This is a genomic window from Sporosarcina sp. FSL W7-1283 (assembly GCF_038003105.1).
GTDB lineage: Bacteria > Bacillota > Bacilli > Bacillales_A > Planococcaceae > Sporosarcina > Sporosarcina newyorkensis.
The window spans coordinates 2,754,183-2,775,617 of record NZ_JBBOOL010000001.1 but is presented as its reverse complement, the minus strand read 5'-3'; the positions used below and the strand labels follow the sequence as shown (position 1 = coordinate 2,775,617).

Annotated in this window: 24 protein-coding genes and 1 riboswitch; of the genes, 15 read left to right on the top strand and 9 right to left on the bottom strand. The window is 41.5% G+C overall.

The genetic code is table 11. The features are described from left to right. Nucleotides 1-166: 166 nt before the first annotated feature. Nucleotides 167-685 carry a GNAT family N-acetyltransferase gene (locus tag MKY93_RS14600; RefSeq protein ID WP_078818040.1) on the top strand — a complete coding sequence of 173 codons (519 nt, stop codon included), beginning with the start codon at nt 167-169 and terminating at the stop codon, nt 683-685. 445 nt (nt 686-1,130) lie between these two features. Here MKY93_RS14600 and MKY93_RS14595 read toward each other — a convergent pair whose 3' ends face one another. The 4 genes from MKY93_RS14595 to MKY93_RS14580 all read right to left on the bottom strand — a co-directional run bounded on the left by MKY93_RS14595 (nt 1,131) and on the right by MKY93_RS14580 (nt 5,837). Continuing rightward, the gene (locus tag MKY93_RS14595; RefSeq protein WP_340759800.1) at nt 1,131-1,793 is read right to left on the bottom strand and encodes a hypothetical protein; all 663 of its coding nucleotides are present in this window, start codon (nt 1,791-1,793) and stop codon (nt 1,131-1,133) included. Nucleotides 1,794-1,836: 43 nt separating this feature from the next. After that, complete coding sequence (locus MKY93_RS14590) at nt 1,837-3,309, bottom strand: BCCT family transporter (RefSeq protein ID WP_425516834.1); 1,473 nt, start codon at nt 3,307-3,309, stop codon at nt 1,837-1,839. Nucleotides 3,310-3,722: 413 nt separating this feature from the next. Continuing rightward, nucleotides 3,723-5,285, bottom strand: coding sequence for a flotillin family protein (locus tag MKY93_RS14585; protein ID WP_078818043.1), 1,563 nt, complete (start codon nt 5,283-5,285; stop codon nt 3,723-3,725). A gap of 18 nt (nt 5,286-5,303) precedes the next feature. After that, complete coding sequence (locus tag MKY93_RS14580; protein WP_221835108.1) at nt 5,304-5,837, bottom strand: hypothetical protein; 534 nt, start codon at nt 5,835-5,837, stop codon at nt 5,304-5,306. A gap of 286 nt (nt 5,838-6,123) precedes the next feature. On the opposite strand from MKY93_RS14580, the gene MKY93_RS14575 reads away from it, so the two are divergent. The 13 genes from MKY93_RS14575 (at nt 6,124) to MKY93_RS14515 (ending at nt 17,480) form a co-directional block, all read left to right on the top strand. Beyond that, nucleotides 6,124-6,360 (top strand): glutaredoxin family protein, encoded by a 237-nt coding sequence (locus MKY93_RS14575; protein WP_340759795.1) that lies wholly within the window; start codon nt 6,124-6,126, stop codon nt 6,358-6,360. A 219-nt stretch (nt 6,361-6,579) separates the two neighbouring features. Beyond that, nucleotides 6,580-6,882 carry a rhodanese-like domain-containing protein gene (locus tag MKY93_RS14570; protein WP_078818079.1) on the top strand — a complete coding sequence of 101 codons (303 nt, stop codon included), beginning with the start codon at nt 6,580-6,582 and terminating at the stop codon, nt 6,880-6,882. Between the two features lie 166 nt (nt 6,883-7,048). Then, nucleotides 7,049-7,909 carry a DUF72 domain-containing protein gene (locus MKY93_RS14565; RefSeq protein ID WP_340759793.1) on the top strand — a complete coding sequence of 287 codons (861 nt, stop codon included), beginning with the start codon at nt 7,049-7,051 and terminating at the stop codon, nt 7,907-7,909. Then, entirely contained in the window at nt 7,909-8,733 is an 825-nt protein-coding gene (locus tag MKY93_RS14560; RefSeq protein ID WP_009498117.1) for a sulfite exporter TauE/SafE family protein, read from the top strand. The genes MKY93_RS14565 and MKY93_RS14560 overlap by 1 nt, the downstream gene beginning before the upstream one ends. Next, entirely contained in the window at nt 8,730-10,118 is a 1,389-nt protein-coding gene (locus tag MKY93_RS14555; protein ID WP_078818046.1) for a bifunctional metallophosphatase/5'-nucleotidase, read from the top strand. Before MKY93_RS14560 ends, MKY93_RS14555 begins: the two co-directional genes overlap by 4 nt. A gap of 46 nt (nt 10,119-10,164) precedes the next feature. Continuing rightward, on the top strand, nt 10,165-10,932 hold the full coding sequence (yunB, locus tag MKY93_RS14550) for a sporulation protein YunB (RefSeq protein WP_009498115.1): 768 nt from the start codon (nt 10,165-10,167) through the stop codon (nt 10,930-10,932). 55 nt (nt 10,933-10,987) lie between these two features. Continuing rightward, a riboswitch (Lysine riboswitch) is annotated at nt 10,988-11,162 on the top strand. Between the two features lie 180 nt (nt 11,163-11,342). Beyond that, nucleotides 11,343-12,911, top strand: a complete 1,569-nt coding sequence (locus tag MKY93_RS14545; protein ID WP_340759789.1) for a Na+/H+ antiporter NhaC family protein — start codon at nt 11,343-11,345, stop codon at nt 12,909-12,911. A gap of 163 nt (nt 12,912-13,074) precedes the next feature. After that, entirely contained in the window at nt 13,075-14,595 is a 1,521-nt protein-coding gene (locus MKY93_RS14540; protein ID WP_340759787.1) for a sodium-dependent transporter, read from the top strand. Next, a complete protein-coding gene (locus MKY93_RS14535) occupies nt 14,596-14,730 on the top strand; it encodes a methionine/alanine import family NSS transporter small subunit (RefSeq protein WP_246602399.1) in 135 nt (44 codons plus the stop codon). 142 nt (nt 14,731-14,872) lie between these two features. After that, nucleotides 14,873-15,838 (top strand): lipoyl synthase, encoded by a 966-nt coding sequence (lipA, locus tag MKY93_RS14530; protein ID WP_050804709.1) that lies wholly within the window; start codon nt 14,873-14,875, stop codon nt 15,836-15,838. 19 nt (nt 15,839-15,857) lie between these two features. Further along, nucleotides 15,858-16,160 (top strand): YutD family protein, encoded by a 303-nt coding sequence (locus MKY93_RS14525; protein WP_040759712.1) that lies wholly within the window; start codon nt 15,858-15,860, stop codon nt 16,158-16,160. Nucleotides 16,161-16,260: 100 nt separating this feature from the next. Further along, entirely contained in the window at nt 16,261-16,707 is a 447-nt protein-coding gene (locus MKY93_RS14520) for a DUF86 domain-containing protein (RefSeq protein ID WP_009498106.1), read from the top strand. 5 nt (nt 16,708-16,712) lie between these two features. Next, the gene (locus tag MKY93_RS14515) at nt 16,713-17,480 is read left to right on the top strand and encodes a TIGR01457 family HAD-type hydrolase (RefSeq protein WP_340759783.1); all 768 of its coding nucleotides are present in this window, start codon (nt 16,713-16,715) and stop codon (nt 17,478-17,480) included. A gap of 39 nt (nt 17,481-17,519) precedes the next feature. On the opposite strand, the gene MKY93_RS14510 is transcribed toward MKY93_RS14515, so the two are convergent. After that, a complete protein-coding gene (locus MKY93_RS14510; RefSeq protein ID WP_040759434.1) occupies nt 17,520-17,756 on the bottom strand; it encodes a YuzB family protein in 237 nt (78 codons plus the stop codon). 138 nt (nt 17,757-17,894) lie between these two features. On the opposite strand from MKY93_RS14510, the gene MKY93_RS14505 reads away from it, so the two are divergent. Further along, nucleotides 17,895-18,962: an NAD(P)/FAD-dependent oxidoreductase gene (locus MKY93_RS14505; RefSeq protein WP_009498103.1), complete on the top strand. Its 1,068-nt coding sequence runs from the start codon at nt 17,895-17,897 to the stop codon at nt 18,960-18,962. A 66-nt stretch (nt 18,963-19,028) separates the two neighbouring features. On the opposite strand, the gene MKY93_RS14500 is transcribed toward MKY93_RS14505, so the two are convergent. The 4 genes from MKY93_RS14500 to MKY93_RS14485 form a co-directional block, all read right to left on the bottom strand. Further along, nucleotides 19,029-20,243: a tyrosine-type recombinase/integrase gene (locus MKY93_RS14500; protein WP_009498102.1), complete on the bottom strand. Its 1,215-nt coding sequence runs from the start codon at nt 20,241-20,243 to the stop codon at nt 19,029-19,031. Nucleotides 20,244-20,315: 72 nt separating this feature from the next. Further along, nucleotides 20,316-20,519, bottom strand: coding sequence for a hypothetical protein (locus tag MKY93_RS14495; protein WP_340759780.1), 204 nt, complete (start codon nt 20,517-20,519; stop codon nt 20,316-20,318). After that, nucleotides 20,491-20,997: an ImmA/IrrE family metallo-endopeptidase gene (locus MKY93_RS14490; protein ID WP_009498100.1), complete on the bottom strand. Its 507-nt coding sequence runs from the start codon at nt 20,995-20,997 to the stop codon at nt 20,491-20,493. The genes MKY93_RS14495 and MKY93_RS14490 overlap by 29 nt, the downstream gene beginning before the upstream one ends. 66 nt (nt 20,998-21,063) lie before the next feature. Further along, a complete protein-coding gene (locus MKY93_RS14485) occupies nt 21,064-21,420 on the bottom strand; it encodes a hypothetical protein (RefSeq protein ID WP_009498099.1) in 357 nt (118 codons plus the stop codon). Nucleotides 21,421-21,435 lie beyond the last annotated feature (15 nt).

Here is a 21,435-nt window from a genome sequence, read left to right as displayed (position 1 = left end):
GATATGATGTTAATAGAACAGGACGGTAAATGGTAGTGGTCGGTGATTAGAATATTATCCTCGGCTCAATTCGTTAATTCAAAGTGTTTTCATCTTGTATTGAATTAAAGATGGGTCCATTTCGGGATTAATTGGCACTATCTTATCATAGAAGGAGAGGAATCAGATGTCTGTAGTTATCAATGAATGTACAATTGAGGATATACATACTCTTCAAGAAATCAGTTATAACACCTTTTATGAGACTTTTTCTCATATGAACTCGGAAAAAAACATGAAAACCTATTTGGAAAAAGCCTTTAATACAAAGAGGTTAGAAAAAGAAGTTTTAACTCCCTTTTCAAAATTTTATTTTCTATATTGGGATGAGAAGCTCGCAGGTTATTTGAAAATAAATGTCAATGAAGCTCAAACAGAAGAAATGGGTAAAGAAGCGTTGGAAATTGAACGGATTTATATTAATAAAGAATTTCAAAAAAAGGGACTTGGAAAATTTCTTTTAAATAAGGGAATTGAACTTGCGAAGGACCAAGGTAAAAAGAATGTATGGTTAGGTGTGTGGGAAAACAATCTAGGGGCAATTCAGTTTTATCAAAAGATGGGGTTTGTTAAAACAGGCGCTCACTCTTTCTATATGGGAGATGAACAACAAACAGACTTTATTATGATGAAAACAATTGAGTGACCAACGCGAATGATGCGGTCTGGCTAGTATGTTTTTCTTGAAAATTAATAAACGATTGCTGTGCGAAAATAATGCTTAGTGTAAAATTTGGTAAAAGAGTAAGTATGGAACAAAGCTTATTTTCTTACCGGAATTATTTCAATCTAAATACGAGCGACATACAAATGATTACAGTTGAAATGGTAAAGCGAATCAAACAAGTTACCATGGAACTGAATAACCTTCGCATGTATTCCTTCCAGTGACTCCACAAGAGAATACGATAAAAGAGCAAACCAATATGAATTGGTTTGCTCTTTTAAAGTTACATCTGAACTTAACAGCGTATTTGGAACAAGTCTTGTAAAACAAACGCCTTTTCTTTGGCTGAAAACGTCGAGGTTCTTCGGTTTCCATCTGCCATAACAATAGGTCGCGCCCACATCAGATTGCTATGTGTCCCGCATTAGTCCTTCATGTTTTTCACATAACTCCACTTTTCATTGTCGGTTAATATGTTCATTTTCACTTCTAGATTGCCACCTAAATAAACATTCTGCCCTTTTATGGAAACAACCATTGCTTGCATGACAGGATCACTATCATTTCTTTGATATACATCGCCGATTTTAGGTATATATGTTTCCGGTAAATCGGTTTCTGCCTGTTGTGATTCCTGGTTCTCAATCATTTCGCTATCTGGATTTTGAAAGTCGATAATCGTCGCGCCCTCCTCAAGTCCAGGCACCATTACCCAGTATTCATCATGTCTGATTCCATTTGACTGATTACTAATCACGCCATTTCTTTCAACTGACGATACGATTTCGATGGCGTTGAGATAGTGATGATCCATCGAATCAGGTTTTGGATTGATCACTAAAATATAATCACCCACTTTCGCTTTGACATTTTTATCTAGTGTATAACGTTTATGAGTGTAAACGAAACTATCTAAGTGTTTAGGTTTATAAAAATCAATATCTTTCGCTGTAGAAAGTTGTTGTTCAAAATCTTGCAGGCGAATGAGGTGAATGGACCGTTTGAAAAATGTCTTTACAGAATACACTTTATGCAATTGATTTTGATAATAAACAAATTGGCCTTTACGAACGTTTACTAACTTCATTTATAATCCCGCCTTACTAAAAGTATTGTTAAGCCGTTCCCAATCACTCGGTACGTTTGATTGTTTTGTAAAACGATATGACCATTAGAATGAGAATAATGGAAAAAGGGAGTGCTGCAATAATGAGCATGTTTTGAAAACCGTCAAGTCCGCCAGAGTACATGACAATTGCAGCCATCGCTGAAAGTATCAGTCCCCAAATAATTTTCACAAAATTTGATGGGTTAAGTTGTCCACCTGTACTAAACATACCGAGTACAAATGTAGCTGAATCGGCAGATGTAATAAAAAATATCGCAATTACAATTATCGTCAAAAAAGATAGTATCATGCCTATTGGATAATATTCAAACATTCCGAATGTCACGGTTTCCGTAGCCAATTTGGAGAGTTTAGCAATGCCGTGTTGTTCTAAATTCAATGCGGACCCACCAAAAACAGCGAAAAAAATAAATGTCACGAGTGTAGGGGCGATTAATACACCAATAATAAATTGTTTGATTGTACGCCCTTTTGATACACGAGCAATAAACATCCCGACAAATGGTGCCCATGATATCCACCATGCCCAATAGAAGATAGTCCAGTCGTTAATCCATTCCCTCTGACCTTCGTTTATCGGTTTTAATTCGAAACTCATTTGAATAAAGTTATTTATATAATTTCCAATTGTCGTTACAAACATGTTTATAATATACATTGTTGGTCCTACGATAAATAATGCGCACAATAGTATGATCGCGAGCCACATATTAATCGAACTTAAGTATTTGATGCCGTTGCCAATACCTGACCATGCAGATATGATGAAAATGACAGTGGCTACAACTAATATAATGAGTTGAAACCAAAAAGCTTTTGGCGCGTTGAATAAAAATGTTAACCCACTGTTGATTTGAGCCGAGCCAAAACCAAGCGTGGATGCAACACCCACAACTGTTGCAAAAATAGCAAGTGTATCGACTAATTGTCCCGTTGAACCACGCATCACTTTCTTTCCGAATAACGGTTCTAGTGTTGCGCTAATTAACCCCGGAGCACCGACACGAAATTTAAAATAAGCGAAGACAAGTGCGACTACAGCATATAATCCCCAACCGTGGAATCCCCAATGTAGGGAAGTATATTGAAGAGATTCTAAAATTGCTTGCTCTGAACCTGGCACCACATTTGGTGATTTAATGAAAGCATGCGAGATAGTTTCGGCTGTCGAAAAGAACATAAGCCCAATTCCCATGCCAGCACTAAATAACATCGCAAACCAAGCGGGCAAACTGAAATCGGGTTCATCATCATCTTTCCCCAGCTTAATATTACCAAAACGTGAGAACATCATATAAATACAAAAACTAATCATTGCAATGATGACAACCATATAAAACCAACCAAATTGATTGTAAATAAAACCAGTAACAGACGCGGTTAATTCATTTAAATGGTCAGGGGCAAGAGATCCCCAAAGTACAATTGCAATACATATGACAACGGCATACCAGAATACGTTTGTAATATGCAATAAGATCCCCCCATTCTTTCCTATGAATAGGATGGGCATTTTTATCGGTGGCCATTCATTTAGATTTAAATGAACTTGTCCACGTATTCTTAAGTGTTGCGACTGCCACATTTATATAAATCGACAAACTCAAAAAAAATCGGCTTACCTGTCAAACTGTTTAAAGTGAATTTCTCGGTTACAATTGCAGAGTGATCCTCTGTATGAAGTATGTCCTAATCATATAAAAAGTCTGTGAAAGTTGAGTTAATTAAATAGGTTAGGAAGACAAAATCGATCAAAAAGAAAATAAGGTCCACGAATTTAGTTAAGTAGTTTTTCAATCAATTTTACATCTCCATCTGAAGGAACATATTAAGAACACAAAAAATCCGAAGCGCTTGATAAAAGCACTTCGGATTTTCTTCCTTACATTATCTTTCAGTTTCATCAGTCGCCGCAATTTCACTCGTTTTCGATTCAATAGGGTCTGGCTTTGTACGAATCACTTCATTCGTCAGCTCCTCAATACTTGAACGAATATTTCCTTTGCCTGAATAATTTTCCAGCATCTCTTTCACGTCGATACCAGAAGAAGCTTTAAGTGTCTCTTGCAACGTAGACATTAGATCTGTCGCATAGGAAGTGACTTTATTGGCACCGCCGCCTTCACCGCCACCTGTATCCACAACAGTGATTTTGTCGATATTGCCTAGTGGACTTGCGACTTCTCTTGCGTATTCAGGCAGCATTCTGACAATCATATCAAGCACAGCAGCTTGCCCGTACTGTTCAAAGGCTTCTGCAATTTTGCGTTTTGCTTCGGCCTCTGCAAGACCTTTCAGTCGGATGATGTCGGCTTCTGATTCACCTTGCGCACGTTGGGAATCTGCTTTAGCCATACCATCGAGTCGAACTTTTTCGGCATCGGCTTTGGCACGTGCTTCAATACGGTACTTTTCTGCATCTGCCTCCGCTAATTGTCTTGATTTTTCAGCTTCGGCATTTTGCTCGATTGCGTAGCGGTCCGCGTCCGCTTTTTTCTTCACTTCGGAGTCATATTGCTTCTCACGACGTAAAATTTCTTTTTCTTCCAATTCGATTTGTTTCTGACGTTCAATAATTTGAATTTGCATTTCTTGCTCCGTTACTTCTTGTTTGGAGCGAGCGGTTTGCAATTCATACGCTTGGTCAGCACGTGCTTTTGCGACGTCTTGCTCACGGCGGTATTCTGCAACTTTTAATTGGTTTTCTTTTTCAGCTTCGGCAATTTCCGTCGCACGTTCAATTTCCGCTTTTTGTGCTTCTTTAGATGCTTCAGCGTTTTTAATGCGTGTTTCCTTTTCTGCTTCAACCGTTGCAATGTCTGCATCACGTCTGACTTGCGCAATACGCGGCTTACCGAGTGAATCAAGATAGCCGTTTTTATCACGCACGTCTTTAATGGTGAAGGAAACAATAACAAGGCCCATCTTGGCAAGGTCTTGAGAAGCGACACGTTGAACTTCTTGTGAGAACTTATCGCGATTCTTGTAAATTTCCTCTACTGTCATAGAACCTAAGATGGAACGAAGATGACCTTCCAATACTTCCTTTGCTTCATTCTCACGATCGGCTTTTGATTTTCCTAAAAACTGCTCTGCAGCCGTCGCAATTTCAGATATGGAACCACCGATTTTAATGATTGCCGTTCCGTCCGCCATAACCGGAACGCCTTGTTCGGTATAGACTTCAGGTGTGGTGACTTCCAGCTTGCTTGATAATAAACTAAGCGGTTCGGCTTGTTGGAAAACCGGGAAGACAAATGTACCTCCACCCCGAATAATCTTAATTCGATTTCCTGATTCATCTGTATGCACATTTTTCGAACCTAAATAACTTCCTGTCACAATCAATGCTTCGTCTGGTCCAACTGTACGGTATTTCAGAACATATACACCAATAACAGCTAGTAACACAAACGCTACGATTCCTATTGCAATTAATCCAAAACCCATTCTGATTTCCCCCTTTACTTATTTGAAGCGGAATGGCTCATACTCTTTTACGAAAAATGTTCCATTTTCCACTTCGATTAATAATACTTCTTTTCCATACTCAATGGCTTCATTCTCATAACCGGCAGCACGTTTCGCTAAATTGCCATTCACCGTTTCGATAATGATCTCGCCATATCCGTCTACTGGGATCGGAACAATGACTTTGCCAACAAGACCTGTAAGTGATTGATCTGTGTAGGCAAGCGAAACTTCGGCGGATCTGAGCGGAACTAAAACGAAGAAATAGAGTAAGAAGTCTAAAACAATAGCAACGACTGCCGCAATGAGTAAGATGCTCCCACTATTTAATGATGTCATAAGTTCTAATAGATATGCGGTAGCCGAAGTAAATGTTATGAACGCAAGAATGACAGCTGGATCGAGAAATGGGCTTAGTTCACCAACTCCATCAGCTAAATCACTGATCAATACATACACAAGGCTTATGATACCTGCGATGATTAAGATATATAAATATAGCTGTTGAACTTCGATTCCGAACAGCTCCATATCCATCCCTCCATTTCTATATTCTTTCGTTTCTTATTCTACGGATAGGTAAATGAAAGGTTTCAATTTTATCAAATTGGTGACTGATAAATTCTATGGCAGGACCTGAAGGGAAGTGGGAGAGGTGAAACGTGCATAAACAAAAACAGACTTTCTCTTACAGCGCAGTTCTTTGATACGTACATTCTACACCGGCAGCCCTAAAAATATGAAAACCGATTAGTTGACCGTATACGGCTAGGGGTATATACTATAGATATTAACAAATGAAAAGGGGTTTTTAATTATGACTGCAAAAGCAACGGTTTATGTTTCGTCGACTTGTCCTTACTGTACGATGATGACAAATTATTTAGATGAAATTCATGTGCCTTATGAAACGATCAATGTGATGATAGATCCGGCAGCTGGTCAGCGCCTGGTGGAAATGACAGGGCAAATGGGTGTGCCGCAAACGCAGTTAAACGGTAAATGGATATTAGGGTATGATCCGGCAAGTGTTCATGCTGCATTAGACGCATGAAACGAATGAAGCAACTCTTCACATGCAAAACATGTACGGTTCAAACAGCGGAAGAAATGGAAAAGAAATTTTTTCCTCGATTTTGCATTGGTCATGTAGCGTTCGTCGTGATGGGTGTAATTCTAGTCATTGTGGAATTGACCAACTAAGCAGTGGGGGGAGGAAATTATATTGGGATGGATCATCGCCGTCGCAATTGTCGTATTTTTCATTTGGCGAATGAAGCCCGCTAAAGATATCAGCACCATTTCGACAGATGAATTGAAAGTAATCTTGGGAGATAAAAAAATTCAGTTCATTGACGTGCGCACACCGGCAGAATATAAAGGTAAACATATTAAGGAATTTCAAAATATTCCACTGCACGTATTAAATAGTAAGGTCGCCAGTTTGAAAAAAGAACAGGAAGTTGTAGTCATTTGTCAAAGCGGAATGCGCAGCTCAAAAGCAGCCAGTCAATTGAAAAAGGCAGGATTCACTGTCACCAACGTACGTGGCGGAATGAGCGCATGGCGTGGCTAACTATAACAAACGTTTCGGGCATAAAACCCGGAACGTTTTTTTATGGTTAGAAAATTGCATATGAGCGCTTGCTGCATGTGAAGACCGATAGATTCAAAGTAACGTTTTTTCCGAAAATACATAAGGTATGATACACTATTCTAAAGATTGAAGGAGGGGACTTTCCATGATACACATCGGCTTGACGGGATGGGGAGATCACCCGAGCCTATATAATGAAAAGACGGCAGCAAATAAAAAGCTCCTTGATTATAGTCAACATTTTCCGATTGTGGAGTTGGATTCGACGTTTTATGCAATCCAGTCTGAAAAGATGATGCGAAAGTGGACGGATGAAACGCCCGCTGATTTTCAGTTTATCGTCAAAGCCTATCAAGGGATCACAGGTCATCAGCGTGGTAAGATTCCTTATGATTCAGAGGAAGAGATGTTCTCGTTATTCAAACTATCGATGAGTGCGTTTGTGGAAGCAGGGAAGCTCGCAATGGTGCTCGTACAATTTCCACCTTGGTTTGATTGTCAAAAAGAAAATGTAGAGCGGATTCGCTTCGTGCATGAGCAGTTGCAACCTTTACCGATAGCGGTGGAGTTTCGCCATCAATCTTGGTATTCACCAGCCTATCGCGAGAAGACTCTAGAATTTCTGCGTGGTCTGAATATTATCCATGGCGTCTGCGATGAGCCGCAAGTAGGTGATGGCAGTGTGCCGCTCGTTCCGGTTGCGACGGACTCCAAGGTATTATTGCGTCTTCACGGACGTAACGACAAAGGATGGGTCAATACAACGGGAGACAGCAAGGCGTGGAGGAAGGTTCGTTATTTATACGACTATAATGAAGCAGAGCTAGAGGGGTTGCGAAAAGTTGTCCAGACATTGGAGCAGCAAGCGCAAGATGTATATATCATTTTTAATAACAACTCGGGTCAGCATGCAGCAAAGAACGCGAAACAGTTCGCAAACCTTTTCAACATAGAGTATGGTCAGCCGCTCACCAAGCAGTTGGATTTGTTTGAGGAGGATCACTAATGGAATATGCAATCCTGGCATTAATCGGCTTGGCTTCAGGTGTCATCGGCTCCATAGCGGGTCTAGGCGGCGGTACGATTCTTGTGCCTATCACATTGTTCGTCGGTCTGAATCTCGGAATGATTCCAGACATCACACCGCAAAGCGTAGTTGGTTTGTCCGTCATTATGATGATCGCGAACGGGCTTGGTTCGACGCTTTCTTATATGAAAGTGAAAACGATTGACTATCGCAGTGCCTTTTTATTTTTCATAGCGAGTATACCCGGCATCGTAGTAGGGGCTTGGATCAACAAGAGCTTAAGCATTCAATCATTTAATTTATATTTCGGTATTTTACTGATCGTATTGTCCACCCTGCTACTGACTAGGAAGTACTTGAAGCCAATTCGTTGGTTTGTCGATAACGGCAAAAAGATTTCATTTACCGATCCGCAAGGTGAGACACATCTGTATGGCTATCCAATTTGGTTTGCTGTCTTATTGTCGCTGTTCATCGGTCTGACATCTGGTTTATTCGGAATCGGCGGAGGTACGATGATCGTACCTGCAATGATATTATTGTTCTTATTCCCGCCGCATGTAGCGGTAGCAACGTCGATGCTGATGGTGTTCTTGTCGGCAGTCGTCAATTCGATTTCGCATATTTCACTTGGAAATGTGCCGTGGCTTTACACCATACCAGTTGTCCCGGGAGCATATCTCGGTGGAATGCTAGGCGCTTATTTAAATGGCAAAATGAAATCAGATACATTGGTTTTAGTCATACGTATCATTTTACTCGTCTTTGGATTGCATTCAATCTATGAGGGGATTTGGGGATGACCTATATGAAAGAAACGGTAGCTACGATTCACATTTATCATACCAACGACATACATAGCCATTTCGAAAATTGGCCGCAGATCAGACGTTTTCTGAAGCAACGTAAAGAGCAGGCGGAAGAGGCAGGCGAGGCTTGTTTCATTTTTGATATTGGTGATCATGTTGACCGATCCCATCCTTTTACAGAAGGAACGGACGGCAAGGGCAACGTGAAGTTATTGAATGAAGTAGGATATGATGCCGTGACAATCGGCAATAATGAAGGGATCACCATGTCTAAACAGACGCTTGAAACGTTATATGAAGATGCTCTGTTTGATGTATTGATCTGTAATTTGAAAGAGCTAAATGGAGAGCAGCCAGTTTGGGCAAAGTCTTCTGAAATATTTGAAACGACAGATGGCGTGAGGGTTGGAGTGATCGGAGCCACTGCACCGTACTATGCTTTTTATCGACAGCTTGGCTGGAAAGTGACAGAGCCGCGTAAAGAAATCCGGGAACAGTTAGTTCGTATTCGACAACAAGCAGATCTCGTGGTTTGCTTATCACATTTAGGCATCAATGAAGATCGCCTTCTGGCGGCGGAATATCCGGCATTAGATATTATTTTAGGAGGACATACCCACCATTTATTGAAGGACGGAGAATGGATTGAGGATACATTGCTTGGTGCGGCAGAGAAGTTTGGTCATTACATCGGCCATATCCGAGTCGAGATCGATCGTATGACGAATCAGGTTGTCCATATGGAGGCCGGTGTGTTTCCTACCAATACGATGGAGCAAACAGCAGAAGATGTTGAACAGGTGAATGCCTATCTTTCTGAAGGAGAGGAAGCTTTGCAAGTGCCTGTCTTTTATAACCCTTCCCCGTTGGCTCAGAAGCTGACAGCAGATAGCCCGCTTTCATCCTTTTTCGGACGTGCGCTTTTAGCTTATACACATGCGGAATGTGCACTTTTTAACGCCGGGATATTCCTTGGAAGTCTAGACGAGGGCTGGGTGACAAGAGGTGATTTACATTCGTTGTTGCCGCATCCGATCAATCCTTGCATCGTACACTTGGACGGTTCGGAATTACTTCAGGTTTATGAACAATCACTTGATCCGAAGTGGACGGAATTGGAAATCAAAGGTTTGGGATTCCGAGGAACATTCATGGGAAGCATGGTTCATGAAAGATTATTCCGCAATCAGGACGGACAATTATTTGCGGGCAACCGGGCAGTGGAGCCTGGCGAAACGTATAGGCTCGCTACATTGGATATGTTTACATTCGGATTTTTCTTTCCTCTATTAAAGGATGTTCCTAAAGAATATATCATGCCTGAGATGATTCGCGATGTCCTAGGCTGGTATGGAAAAAAATATTTTAATGAGAGCTAGTATGTCCGCCTCCTGATTCGCATAATGTGAAGCAGGAGGCGTCGTTTTGCGGTTTTATACGAATCAAAAAAGACCGAGAAAAAGAAGTTATGCGAGAAATTGGCTGAGGTTGATCATTCCGACGATTTTCATAGCAGTCGCCTTATTTTTTTACTCAGTCAATAAACAGCTGACCCCAATCTATACGCAATATGCTGAAAAACAAACGCAGAAAATAGCCAGCCATGTAATCAGCCAAGCGATCAATGCACGATCTACGAGCGTGTATGATATCAATGAAATAATTGAAAATGTGCCGGATGAGACACGAGATACCGTCACGACGAAATTTAATACGGAAATCATCAGTCAGGTTATGGCGGAAGTTCATCAATTGGTTGAAGATCACCTCGAACGTGCAGAAGGTGGCGATCTAGACATGCTGCCGCCGTTAGGTGATTTGGAGTATAATCCTGAAATGATGGCGAAAGAGCAAGGCGTCGTTTTCTTTGTCCCGCTCGGGCAAGCGACCAATATTCCGTTGCTCGGCAACTTGGGTCCGAAAATTCCGATCCGTTTTCATGTCATGGGAAACGTCCACACCGATGTGGAAACGGATATACAGGAATTCGGGATAAATAATGCCTATGTAGAAGTGACCCTGCTGGTGAACGTGAATGTTCAGATTATCGTTCCGCTTGCAACGAGTAAGAGCGTAGTAACGCAGAGAATGCCTGTCGCGATGGGCTTGATCAGAGGAAAAGTTCCGCAAATTTATTCGAAAGGAGAGCAGACGCCGGCACAAATAGAGGTCCCGTTGCAAGAACCGGAATAAAAGGCTATTGTGAACAATGTCGATTATTGCTACACTGTTAAAAGAAGAATATCGAGACTTACGTAGAGGTTGCATTGTTTATAAGTATTTTGCGAGAGAGTGACGTCGATGACCGCAATTGAAAGGAGACAATGCCGAAGTTTGAGAAGGGTCAACTTCTCAGGTTGGGGTCATTTCGAAGAGGAATGATCTTGTCATACAGCGGTAATGTATGGAGCGCTACAACAGCCGAATGATCCGTATCCATTTATCTTGTACATGATGATTGATTCGCAGATGAACTGTTAAGCCGACTCCTACACGTTTGTAACATGTTGGAGTCGGCTTTTTCTCTGTAATAGGCTTTCCCTTCTTCGACTGACCATCTACTTTTCGATACAATCTACCGACTAGAAAGAGGAGGAATTAATATGATTGGAACATGGGTATCCATTTTGCCTCCTGTTATCGCTATCGTGATGGTATTGGTGACGAGGAGAGTATTACTATCGTTAGGAGCTGGGATTGTCACAGCCGCTTTACTCATCGCGGAATTTTCCCCAATGGAAACATTGAAAAATGTTTGGACAGCTATGACGATTTCATTTTGGGATGACGGATTGAATACGTATAATATATTTATTATGTTATTTTTATTATTGCTTGGTGTCATTACGGCATTTGTCAGCCTGTCCGGCGGCAGTGCGGCCTTTGCGAGATGGGCGGTCACACGAATTCGTACGCAGCGTGGAGCGAAACTGTTGACGATGATTTTGGGAATCGCAATTTTTGTAGATGACTACTTTAACTCTTTAGCGGTTGGACAAATTGCAAGACCGATTACGGATCAGCATAAAATATCTCGTGCAAAACTAGCTTATTTCATTGATTCTACGTCTGCACCGATTTGCGTAGTATCTCCAATTTCAAGTTGGGGGGCATTCTTGATCGGGCAGCTTGCTCTTATACTTGGGACGACAGCCGCTGTTAGCTATTCGCCGTTAACTGCCTTTATTCTGATGGCGCCGATGAATTTCTATGTAATCGCCACATTGTCCATGGTCTTTTTCTTCGCTTGGACGAATAATGATTTCTTTGAAATGAAGAAACATGAAGATCGGGCAGTAAATGAAGGTTTGCTGTATGATCCGAAAAAAGAGATACCAGGTGAGCTGAAAGAAGAGTTTCCTGAACACTCTTATGGGAAAGTTCGCGATCTGGTTGCACCTATCGTGACGTTAATTGTCGTGACGCTTGGAATGATGGTCTATACTGGCTATCAAGAAGCGGGTGTCTTCGATATTTGGGCTATATTCGAAAATACAGATGTGCCGAAATCATTAGTAGTTGGTGGCGTTACAGCTACACTGTTGGCTATGTTCTTATATGTTCTGCAAATGAAAGTGAATAAAACAGCAAGTGTTTCTTGGATGGGCCGTGCATTCATCAGCGGTTTGAAAGCGATGATGCCAGCGATTCTGATTTTGATTTTCGCTTGGGGCTTAACTGAGTTAATTGCTACACTTGATACAGGTCTTTTCCTGTCAACAATGGTAGATCAATTGAATATTCCAGTAGCTTTCTTGCCGGTATTGATATTCATACTGGCGGGACTGATGGCATTTTCAACGGGAACTTCATGGGGATCGTTTGGTATTCTATTGCCGATTGCCGGCACAATTATGGTCAATGCAGAACCCGAATTATTATTGCCAGCGTTATCTGCAGTTCTTGCTGGGGCGGTTTTCGGAGATCACTGTTCGCCGATTTCCGATACGACAATCCTTTCTTCAACGGGTGCAGGCTGTAATCATATGGATCACGTAGCAACACAATTGCCGTACGCATTGGTGGCTGCTGGCGTGTCAGCACTTGGTTATTTTGTTCTAGGCATGACTGGTTCCGTTTGGATTGGTTTAGTAGCTGTTATTATAGCATTGATAGTATTATTCACGTACTGGACGGCTAAAGGTAAAAAGCGTCAAGCGCAAGTGGCTTAAAAACTTTAGACTAAGAGTGTCAGCAAGATTCACACTCTTAGTCTAAAATTGTTTTGACATCTTTTACTGTCCTGTTTATACTAAATATACAAAACTTAAATTATCGGAAAATAGTGAATGGTGGTAAGTTTTGAACAACAATACACTAAAAGGAGGAAGTAGTATGGAAAATCGTTCGCAGTGGGGAACGAGAGCTGGTTTTATATTAGCGGCAGTGGGTTCGGCAGTCGGGCTTGGTAATATTTGGCGCTTTCCTTATGTCGCATATGAAAATGGCGGCGGGGCATTTTTTATCCCCTATTTGTTCGCGCTATTGACCGCTGGTATTCCGATTTTAATCTTGGAATTCACGATCGGTCATAAATATCGTGGATCGGCACCATTATCTTTTTTCCGTTTGAATGGAAAAAAGACAGAATTTCTAGGTTGGTGGGGGATATTTGTATCCTTTGTCATATCCACTTATTACGCCGTGATTATTGCATGGGCCATGAAGTATACGATTTATTCGTTTAGTTTATCTTGGGGAAAAGACCCTGAGGCTTTCTTCTTTGGGGACGTCTTAAAAATAGCGGATAACCCGGGAGAAGTTGGAGGTTTGGTTGGAGGAGTAGCATTGCCGCTGTTGCTCGTCTGGGCGATTTGTTTTATCATCTTGCTGGGCGGAGTCAAGAAAGGGATCGAGTTGGCGAATCGGATATTTATTCCTGTCCTATTTATACTCTTTTTATTCGTCGTCATTCGTGCGATTACTCTTGACGGAGCGATGGTAGGTTTGGATGCTTTCTTCAAACCGGATATTGATAAGTTATTAAGTCCGCGTGTGTGGGTCGCGGCATATGGACATATTTTCTTTAGTTTATCGATTGCGTTCGCCATCATGATAACGTACTCCAGTTATTTGCCGAAGAAATCGGATATTACAAATAACGCATTCATCACGGGGTTTGCAAACTCTTCAGTTGAATTGCTTGCAGGAATCGGGGTCTTCGCAGTGCTGGGATTCATGGCGACTTCACAGGGTGTGGATGTGGGAGACGTTGCTACGGCTGGAGTAGGTCTCGCCTTCGTCGTGTTCCCGGAAATCATCAATCAAATGCCAGGAATGAACGGGATATTCGGTGCATTCTTCTTCCTGTCACTTGTGCTCGCCGGTCTGACCTCTCTCATTTCGATATGTGAAACATATATCGCAGGAATGGCGGATAAATTCAATATTTCGAGAAGACGTTCTGTGTTCATTGGTGTCGGACTTTCGGGATTAATCTCTATGCTATATGCGACGAAAGGCGGTTTATACTTCCTCGATGTAGCAGACTACTTTATCAACCAATTCGGAATTGCAGTCATCGGACTTGTAGAAGTCATCTTGCTGGCTTGGGTTTTCAGAAAACTCGGTGTTTTCGAACAACATGCCAATGCGGTGTCTGATATTCGTTTGGGCTGGTGGTGGAAAGTTTCATTGACATTCATTACACCGGTTGTACTTGGAACGATGCTGTTCTTCCTGATTAAAGACAATATCGCTGAAAACTATGAAGGCTATCCTACTTCATTCTTATGGACAATGGGTTGGCCGGTTGCTATCGGTGCATTCGTGATGTCGATTGTTTTCACTTCACTGAAATGGAAAAACAACACGCGTGTTGCTACTGATTACGAAGAAGACAAAGGAGGGCTTTAAATGGATACAGGAATGAGCGGCTCTGCTATTCTTATGATGTTAGTCGGTGTGATCATCATCTGGGGTGGTCTGTTTTTAAGCATCTTCTATGCCTCTGTTCTGACTAAATTCAAGAAAAAGTTTAAGGTTGAATAAAAAATACGAAACGTCTGCAGCCAAAATTGCTGCAGACGTTTTTTGGTCTGGCGCGCTTCTTGCCAAACTGTCAGGAGGGCAATCCCAATTGAAGATTTTCAGAATTTATGTTACATTGGCATGAGTAGAATCTATGATCAGAATGGAGTCGGTAGCGTTGTCCTGTAGACCTGAAACCGGAAGAAAATCAGAGCATATTAAGAAGCCCGATTGGCTGAAGATTAAGCTGAACACCAATGAGAACTATACAGGTTTAAAGAAGTTAATGCGCGAGAAAAATCTACATACAGTTTGCGAAGAAGCTCGTTGTCCGAATATTCATGAGTGTTGGGGCGAGCGTCGAACTGCTACATTTATGATTTTGGGCGCTGTATGTACAAGGGCTTGTCGTTTCTGTGCAGTTAAAACAGGCTTGCCAAATGAATTGGACACTGCCGAGCCAGAGCGCGTGGCAGATTCAGTTGAGTTGATGAATTTGAAACATGTTGTCGTGACTGCAGTTGCACGTGATGATTTGAAAGATGGCGGTTCTGCTATTTTTGCAGAGACGATCCGTGCCATTCGCCGTAAAAATCCATTCACAACAATCGAAGTCCTGCCATCTGATATGGGAGGAGATCGTGATAATTTACAGCGTCTGATGGATGCGAAGCCAGATATATTAAATCACAATATTGAAACCGTGCGCCGGTTAACGCCTAGAATCCGAGCGCGTGCCACGTATGATCGCTCATTGGAACTATTGGCTCGTGCTAAAGAGATGTACCCAGTAATTCCAACTAAGTCGTCATTAATGGTGGGACTCGGTGAGACTGTTGAAGAGATTATTGAAACAATGGATGATCTCCGCGCACATGATGTGGATATCATGACAATCGGTCAATATTTGCAGCCGACCAAAAAGCATGCGAAAGTGGTAAAATACTATTCACCAGACGAGTTTGGTGAATTACGCAAAATTGCAATGGAAAAAGGGTTCTCCCATTGTGAGGCAGGACCACTTGTGCGCTCAAGCTATCATGCGGATGAGCAGGTCAATGCTGCTGCTAAAGAAAAGCAACGTCAAGGTGACAAGCAGCTTGAGTTAGAACAGCAAGCGAGCAGTTAATATGGAAGTGAAGAATCGAATGGTTATTTTAGAGAATGTACAATATGAGCTAGCAGAAGAGTTTCGGGACGGCTTTGATGAAGAGGCACTGAACGAACGATTCAGTGAAGTATTGTTGAAGTATGATTACATCCTTGGCGATTGGGGATACGGTCAATTGCGATTGAAAGGTTTTTTTGAAGACCGCAATGCAAAATCGACTTATGAAACAAAGATCAGCACCGTTCAGGATTATATTTATGAATACTGCAATTTTGGCTGTGCGTATTTCATTTTGAAGAAGATTGGTAAAGTAAAAACCGAACCACAAGAAACTGAGTAAAATAAAGTGAGAGCTGCGAGCAATTGCCCGCAGCTTTTATTTGTTTGGATGAAAATATGATAAGATAGAAAGAGAAAAATGATGAGGAGGAATACAGATCATGTATTTTGTCGATCAAAAACAAATCAGAAAGACACTTGCTTATATGGAACAATTAATTCAACTTTTCGAAAAGGAAAACAGCTGGCAACAAAGCGAAATAAATAAACTTGCACTTGAGCGTATTGCGCACGGTTTAATAGAAGGAATTATCGATGTAGGGAACTCGATGATTGATGGATTCATTATGAGAGATCCGGGAAGTTACGATGACATCATCGATATTTTAGAGGATGAAAAAGTGATTAAGCCGGAACAAGCGGATCCTTTGAAAGCATTAATTTCCTTACGACCTATGATTGTACGTCAATTTGTTGAAGTAGAAACAGCAGAAGTAGAAACGGCTATCCGAGAAACGTCAAACGAACTAAAACAATTTCCGAAGCAAGTACGGGATTATTTGACGAATGAACTAGGACCAGTTTCTGCGTTTCTGCCGACGGAGTAATGGGTATGGGAGAGTATAAGGCATATTGTCTCGATTTGGATGGCACAATGTATCGTGGTAAAGAACCTATTGTTGAGGCGGTCGATTTCGTAACTGACTGTCAGGCAGAAGGCGCAGAAACATATTTCATTACGAATAATGCGGCTTTGACACGGGCCGCACAGCAAAAGAAATTAGCTGAATTTGGTGTGCTGACAGATATTGATCATATTATGAATTCAGCCATAGCACTTGCTAGATATTGTAAACAATATTATGCAGGGGCAAGTGTCATGATGATAGGCGAGGAAGGGCTGGAAGAGGCATTAGAGGCGGAACAAATTACGCTTACAACGAAAAACCCAGACGTTGTAATGATGGGGCTTGACCGTCAAATTACGTACAGCAAATTAGCGGAAGCTTGTCTTGCGATTCGAAATGGCGCTCGCTTTTTAGGGACCAATCAAGACGTGAAATTTCCGACTGAAAAAGGTCTCGTACCAGGAAATGGTTCGTTTCTTCATTTGATGGAGGTCGCTAGCGGCGAAAAACCTATCGTTGTAGGAAAACCAGAGCCGCATATGCTGCAGTTTATTCAGCAGCAAGGTGCATATGAAAAGGAAGAAATGGTAATGATCGGGGATAATTACGATACGGACATTTTAGCAGGGATACGGTATGGAATAGACACGGCGTATGTAGCGACAGGTGTGACTCCGCTGGATGAGGTGCTGATAAAAGAGTTGCTGCCGACCTATGTACTGTCTTCACTAGGGGATTGGCCAAAAAAATAAGCATAGTGCCCGTAGAGAACTATGCTATTTGCTATATGATTAAAAAAGCGGATTTTCTTCAATGAATTGATAAATGCGTGCTGTCAATTCGTCAGCAGTATCCGCTTCGACAAGTTCGCCGTTGACGATTGCGTATAAAGTATCTGTACATTTTGTACAGTAGCTCAAGCATCCGTATTCTAGTACATCAATGTTCGGGTCTCTTTCTAATGTCTCAAATACCGGATAAGAACCACTCGCCAAATTACTGATGCAAAACTCTACGATAGGGTTCATCATTCTCACCTCGCTACTAGAAATGGTACTCTTTTTTTAGAGAGGCGTCAATGAACATGGCATATTGTGAAAAGTATCACAAACTGCTATAATAACAAATGAGCTTTGAGCGGAAAATAGACATAGAAGGAGAACATTATGAGGAAATTATTGTTACTAGGTGCCGGTTATGGAAATATGCGAATTCTACTTCGTCTCCTAAATAAGGATTTGCCGAAAGATATAGAAATCACACTTGTCGACAGGACACCATTTCATAGTTTGAAAACGGAATTTTATGCGTTGGCTGCAGGAACAGTGCCTGATTCTGAAATTCGGGTAGCTATTCCTAACCATGAACAATTGAAAGTAGTAGAGGGCGAGATTAAAGAAATTAAGCCTGGTGAAAAAGAAGTGTTGCTAGTTGACGGCCAAACACTTACGTATGACGATTTAGTGATCGGCTTAGGTTGCGTAGATAACTTCCACAACGTCCCTGGCGCGGAAGAAAATACGCTGAGCATTCAGACAATCGGCAAGTCAAGAACAACGTATCAAACGCTTCTAGGTTTAAGTGGTGGAGCAACTGTAGGTATTGTAGGGGCAGGTTTAAGCGGAATCGAGCTGGCGAGCGAATTGCGTGAGAGTCGTCCTGATCTGAAGATTAAACTATTTGACCGCAGCCCTCGGATTCTGCGCGATTTTCCAGAACGTTTGAGTAAATATGTAAAGGATTGGTTTGACAAGCACGAAGTAGAAGTGGTCGCCAATTCGAATATCACGAAGGTAGATCAAACCGTCCTTTATAATCATGAAGAGACGATTGACGTGGATGCGGTCGTTTGGACTGCAGGTATTAAACCGAGTCAAATAATTGAAGCAATGGACGTTCAAAAGGATCGTTCAGGACGAGTTGTACTCAACCAATATCACCAGATACCAAACCACACGAACGTTTATGTCGTTGGTGATGTTGCTGCTCTTCCTCATGCACCAAGTGCACAGTTGGCCGAGGTTCAAGCAGAGCAGATAGTACAAGTGTTGCGTCTACTCTGGAAAAATGAGCCGCTCATGGAGGAAATGCCGGAGTTGAAATTAAAAGGGTTCATGGGTTCATTAGGAAAGAAACAAGGATTTGCATACTTGGCCGATCGTACAGTCACGGGTCGAATTGCTCGTCTGATGAAATCAGGTTTACTGTGGATGTATAAGTGGCATAATGGATGATCAAGCGCAAGAACGCTGTCATATCAATGTTCAAGCGCTATCTGATTGATTAAAAATCAACAAATATCACATTTCTATCACTTTTCCTTTTGGTATCGTCATTTTCAAGATGTCGCCGTATCGATTTTTAATCTTTTCGGTGGCATCTTCTTTCATTTTTTCGGTGACGTGCGTATAGATGTCCATCGTGGTTTTCGAATCATCATGACCCACTCGATCCATAATAGTTTTTAAATCGACGCCGGCTTCTGTCAGCATCGTAATATGAGTGTGACGTAAAATATGCGGTCCCTCTATTTTTTTGATACTTGTCTTCTTTAACAGACGTATGATCCGATCGTAAATGAAGCGGCTGGCATATGGATAACCATTTTGGCGAGCAAAAACAAAATTACCTTCGTGATAATCCTCAATACCTTTTCTAACTCCCAGTTTAATTTTAGATTGATTCACCTTATAAGATTTCAACATGGAAATAATATCTTCATCCACATCTATTGTCCGTATGGACGCTTTAGTTTTAGGTGGAGTTACTTTGAATTTTCGCATATTGTGATCGGGCATGTCCATTGTCTTGGTAATACGAATCTCATTTGTCTCGAAATTCACGTCAGTCCATTTCAATGCGCACAATTCTCCTACACGCATTCCCGTAAATGCCAGCAAGTAAAACCACTCTTTATCAAGAGGCAATCCATCCGTTAACGTCTTCTCTAAAAACTCTTCCAATTCATGACGCTCGAAAAACTTTTCTGTGATGGTCGTATTTTCAATTTCTTCAACCGTGAGTCGCTTTTTGGGTATCACAACAGCAACTACTGGATTATCAATACGCAATTTGTGTTCCATTGCATACTTAAAAATCGAATTAGCTGTCACTTTTGCATTTTCCAACAATGACCTAGATAGGTCTTGTTCGAAAAGGTCTACAAAAATCTTTTGCATTTGCCGCGTATCAATTTTCGCTATGTTAGACTGCGCAATATAACGCAGTAAGACTTTGACGGATGATGTACGGTTACGGATGGTACTATCCTTTACGCCAGTCAGTGCATATACACCAAGCCATTCCCATGCAACCGATTCAAACGTCACGTTTTTATTTTTCTTGCTGTTCACTCCATGATTTTTCTGGCGTTCAATTTCGTCTTCAACTTTCTTCTTCGCAATGGTTTTAGACTTCCCTCGTCTCCTGACTTGGTTCCGTTTATTGGTTACTGGATCACGCGGACCATCTGCTACACACTCCCAAGTTCCGTTTTTTAGCTGATCGCACTTCATAAATAAACCTCCCTGTACTTTAAGTGTTTTAATCAACAGTTCTCATCGCATCACCACCTTTAGTTATGTGAATTAATTAAAATCCTTGAGGTCATAGTCCGCCCATTTGCGTGGTGTATTGTCTCCGGAAATTTGATAGTAAATTTCGCCGTCTATTTCATAAAATCGATCCACAACAGGAATTCGCACCATTTTTTTAGAGTCAAGAGGTATAAGATTTGAAGGCAAGCCATCTTCCCGACTTTGGTTAATAGATACTATCTTGTTTTTCGGCAACTTGAAAACCTCCTGTGTATTGTTTTCTTACATAGCGTTCCAGTCGTTCTGCAGCAAACTCCAATTCGACGTTAAACATTTCTGCAATCACATAAGCGGCAGCTTGCCGATTGGGTGGCAGTCGAATGCGGCGTAGCATGAATGTCGGCACGCAGAAGTGATACATAAAGTTGTCGGCCTGCCATTCCTGTAGTTCGCGAAGGGGAGATGGCATGCGGCTCTGATGACCGCTGTGTCGCAAGATGTGGCATAGCTCATGCCCGAACTCTTGCCAACGCTGCCGACTATTGAGTCGTCTGTTAATAAAAATGTAATAACGTTTATCCCAGTAGAAAGCTTCACTTTCATGGCTTGTTAAATAAACCCCGATATTCAAGCGGCTCCCTATAACGTATTTGTTCAACTGTGAAGGGAGGTTTATAGATAACTCTTCATATTTCTGTTGAATATAATCTTCCAAGTGACTGTTTTGGTACATAATTTAACCACCTAACAAACGTATGTTCTTTTTGAGATTGAAAGAAAAGCCCAGTGAAGGGCTGAATTAATCCATACTTTCTAATTCTTTTTTCTCGCACACAAACTTATAATTAGCTGCACTTGCTAAGGCGCCTATCGAAGCAGGGATGATAGCAACTGCCAAACCCACCCATCCGTAATTCAGAGAGAAAAACACAAAAGGAGAAAGTGAAAGCGCGAAATACATAACTTTTCGGAATATCATAGGAACACTGAGTATGAAAAGAGCCAATATGACAAGAAAGGTTGCTTCGTTGGCTCCGATCAATATGAGAGGCATCACAATCAACATTCCCCAATAAAGGTTTGAAGCTTTTTCGGAATCCTTGTAATCCTGTTGTGCCTTAGCCATTTTTTTATATTCCAGATCCTGCTCACTCATTATTCGCACCTCTAC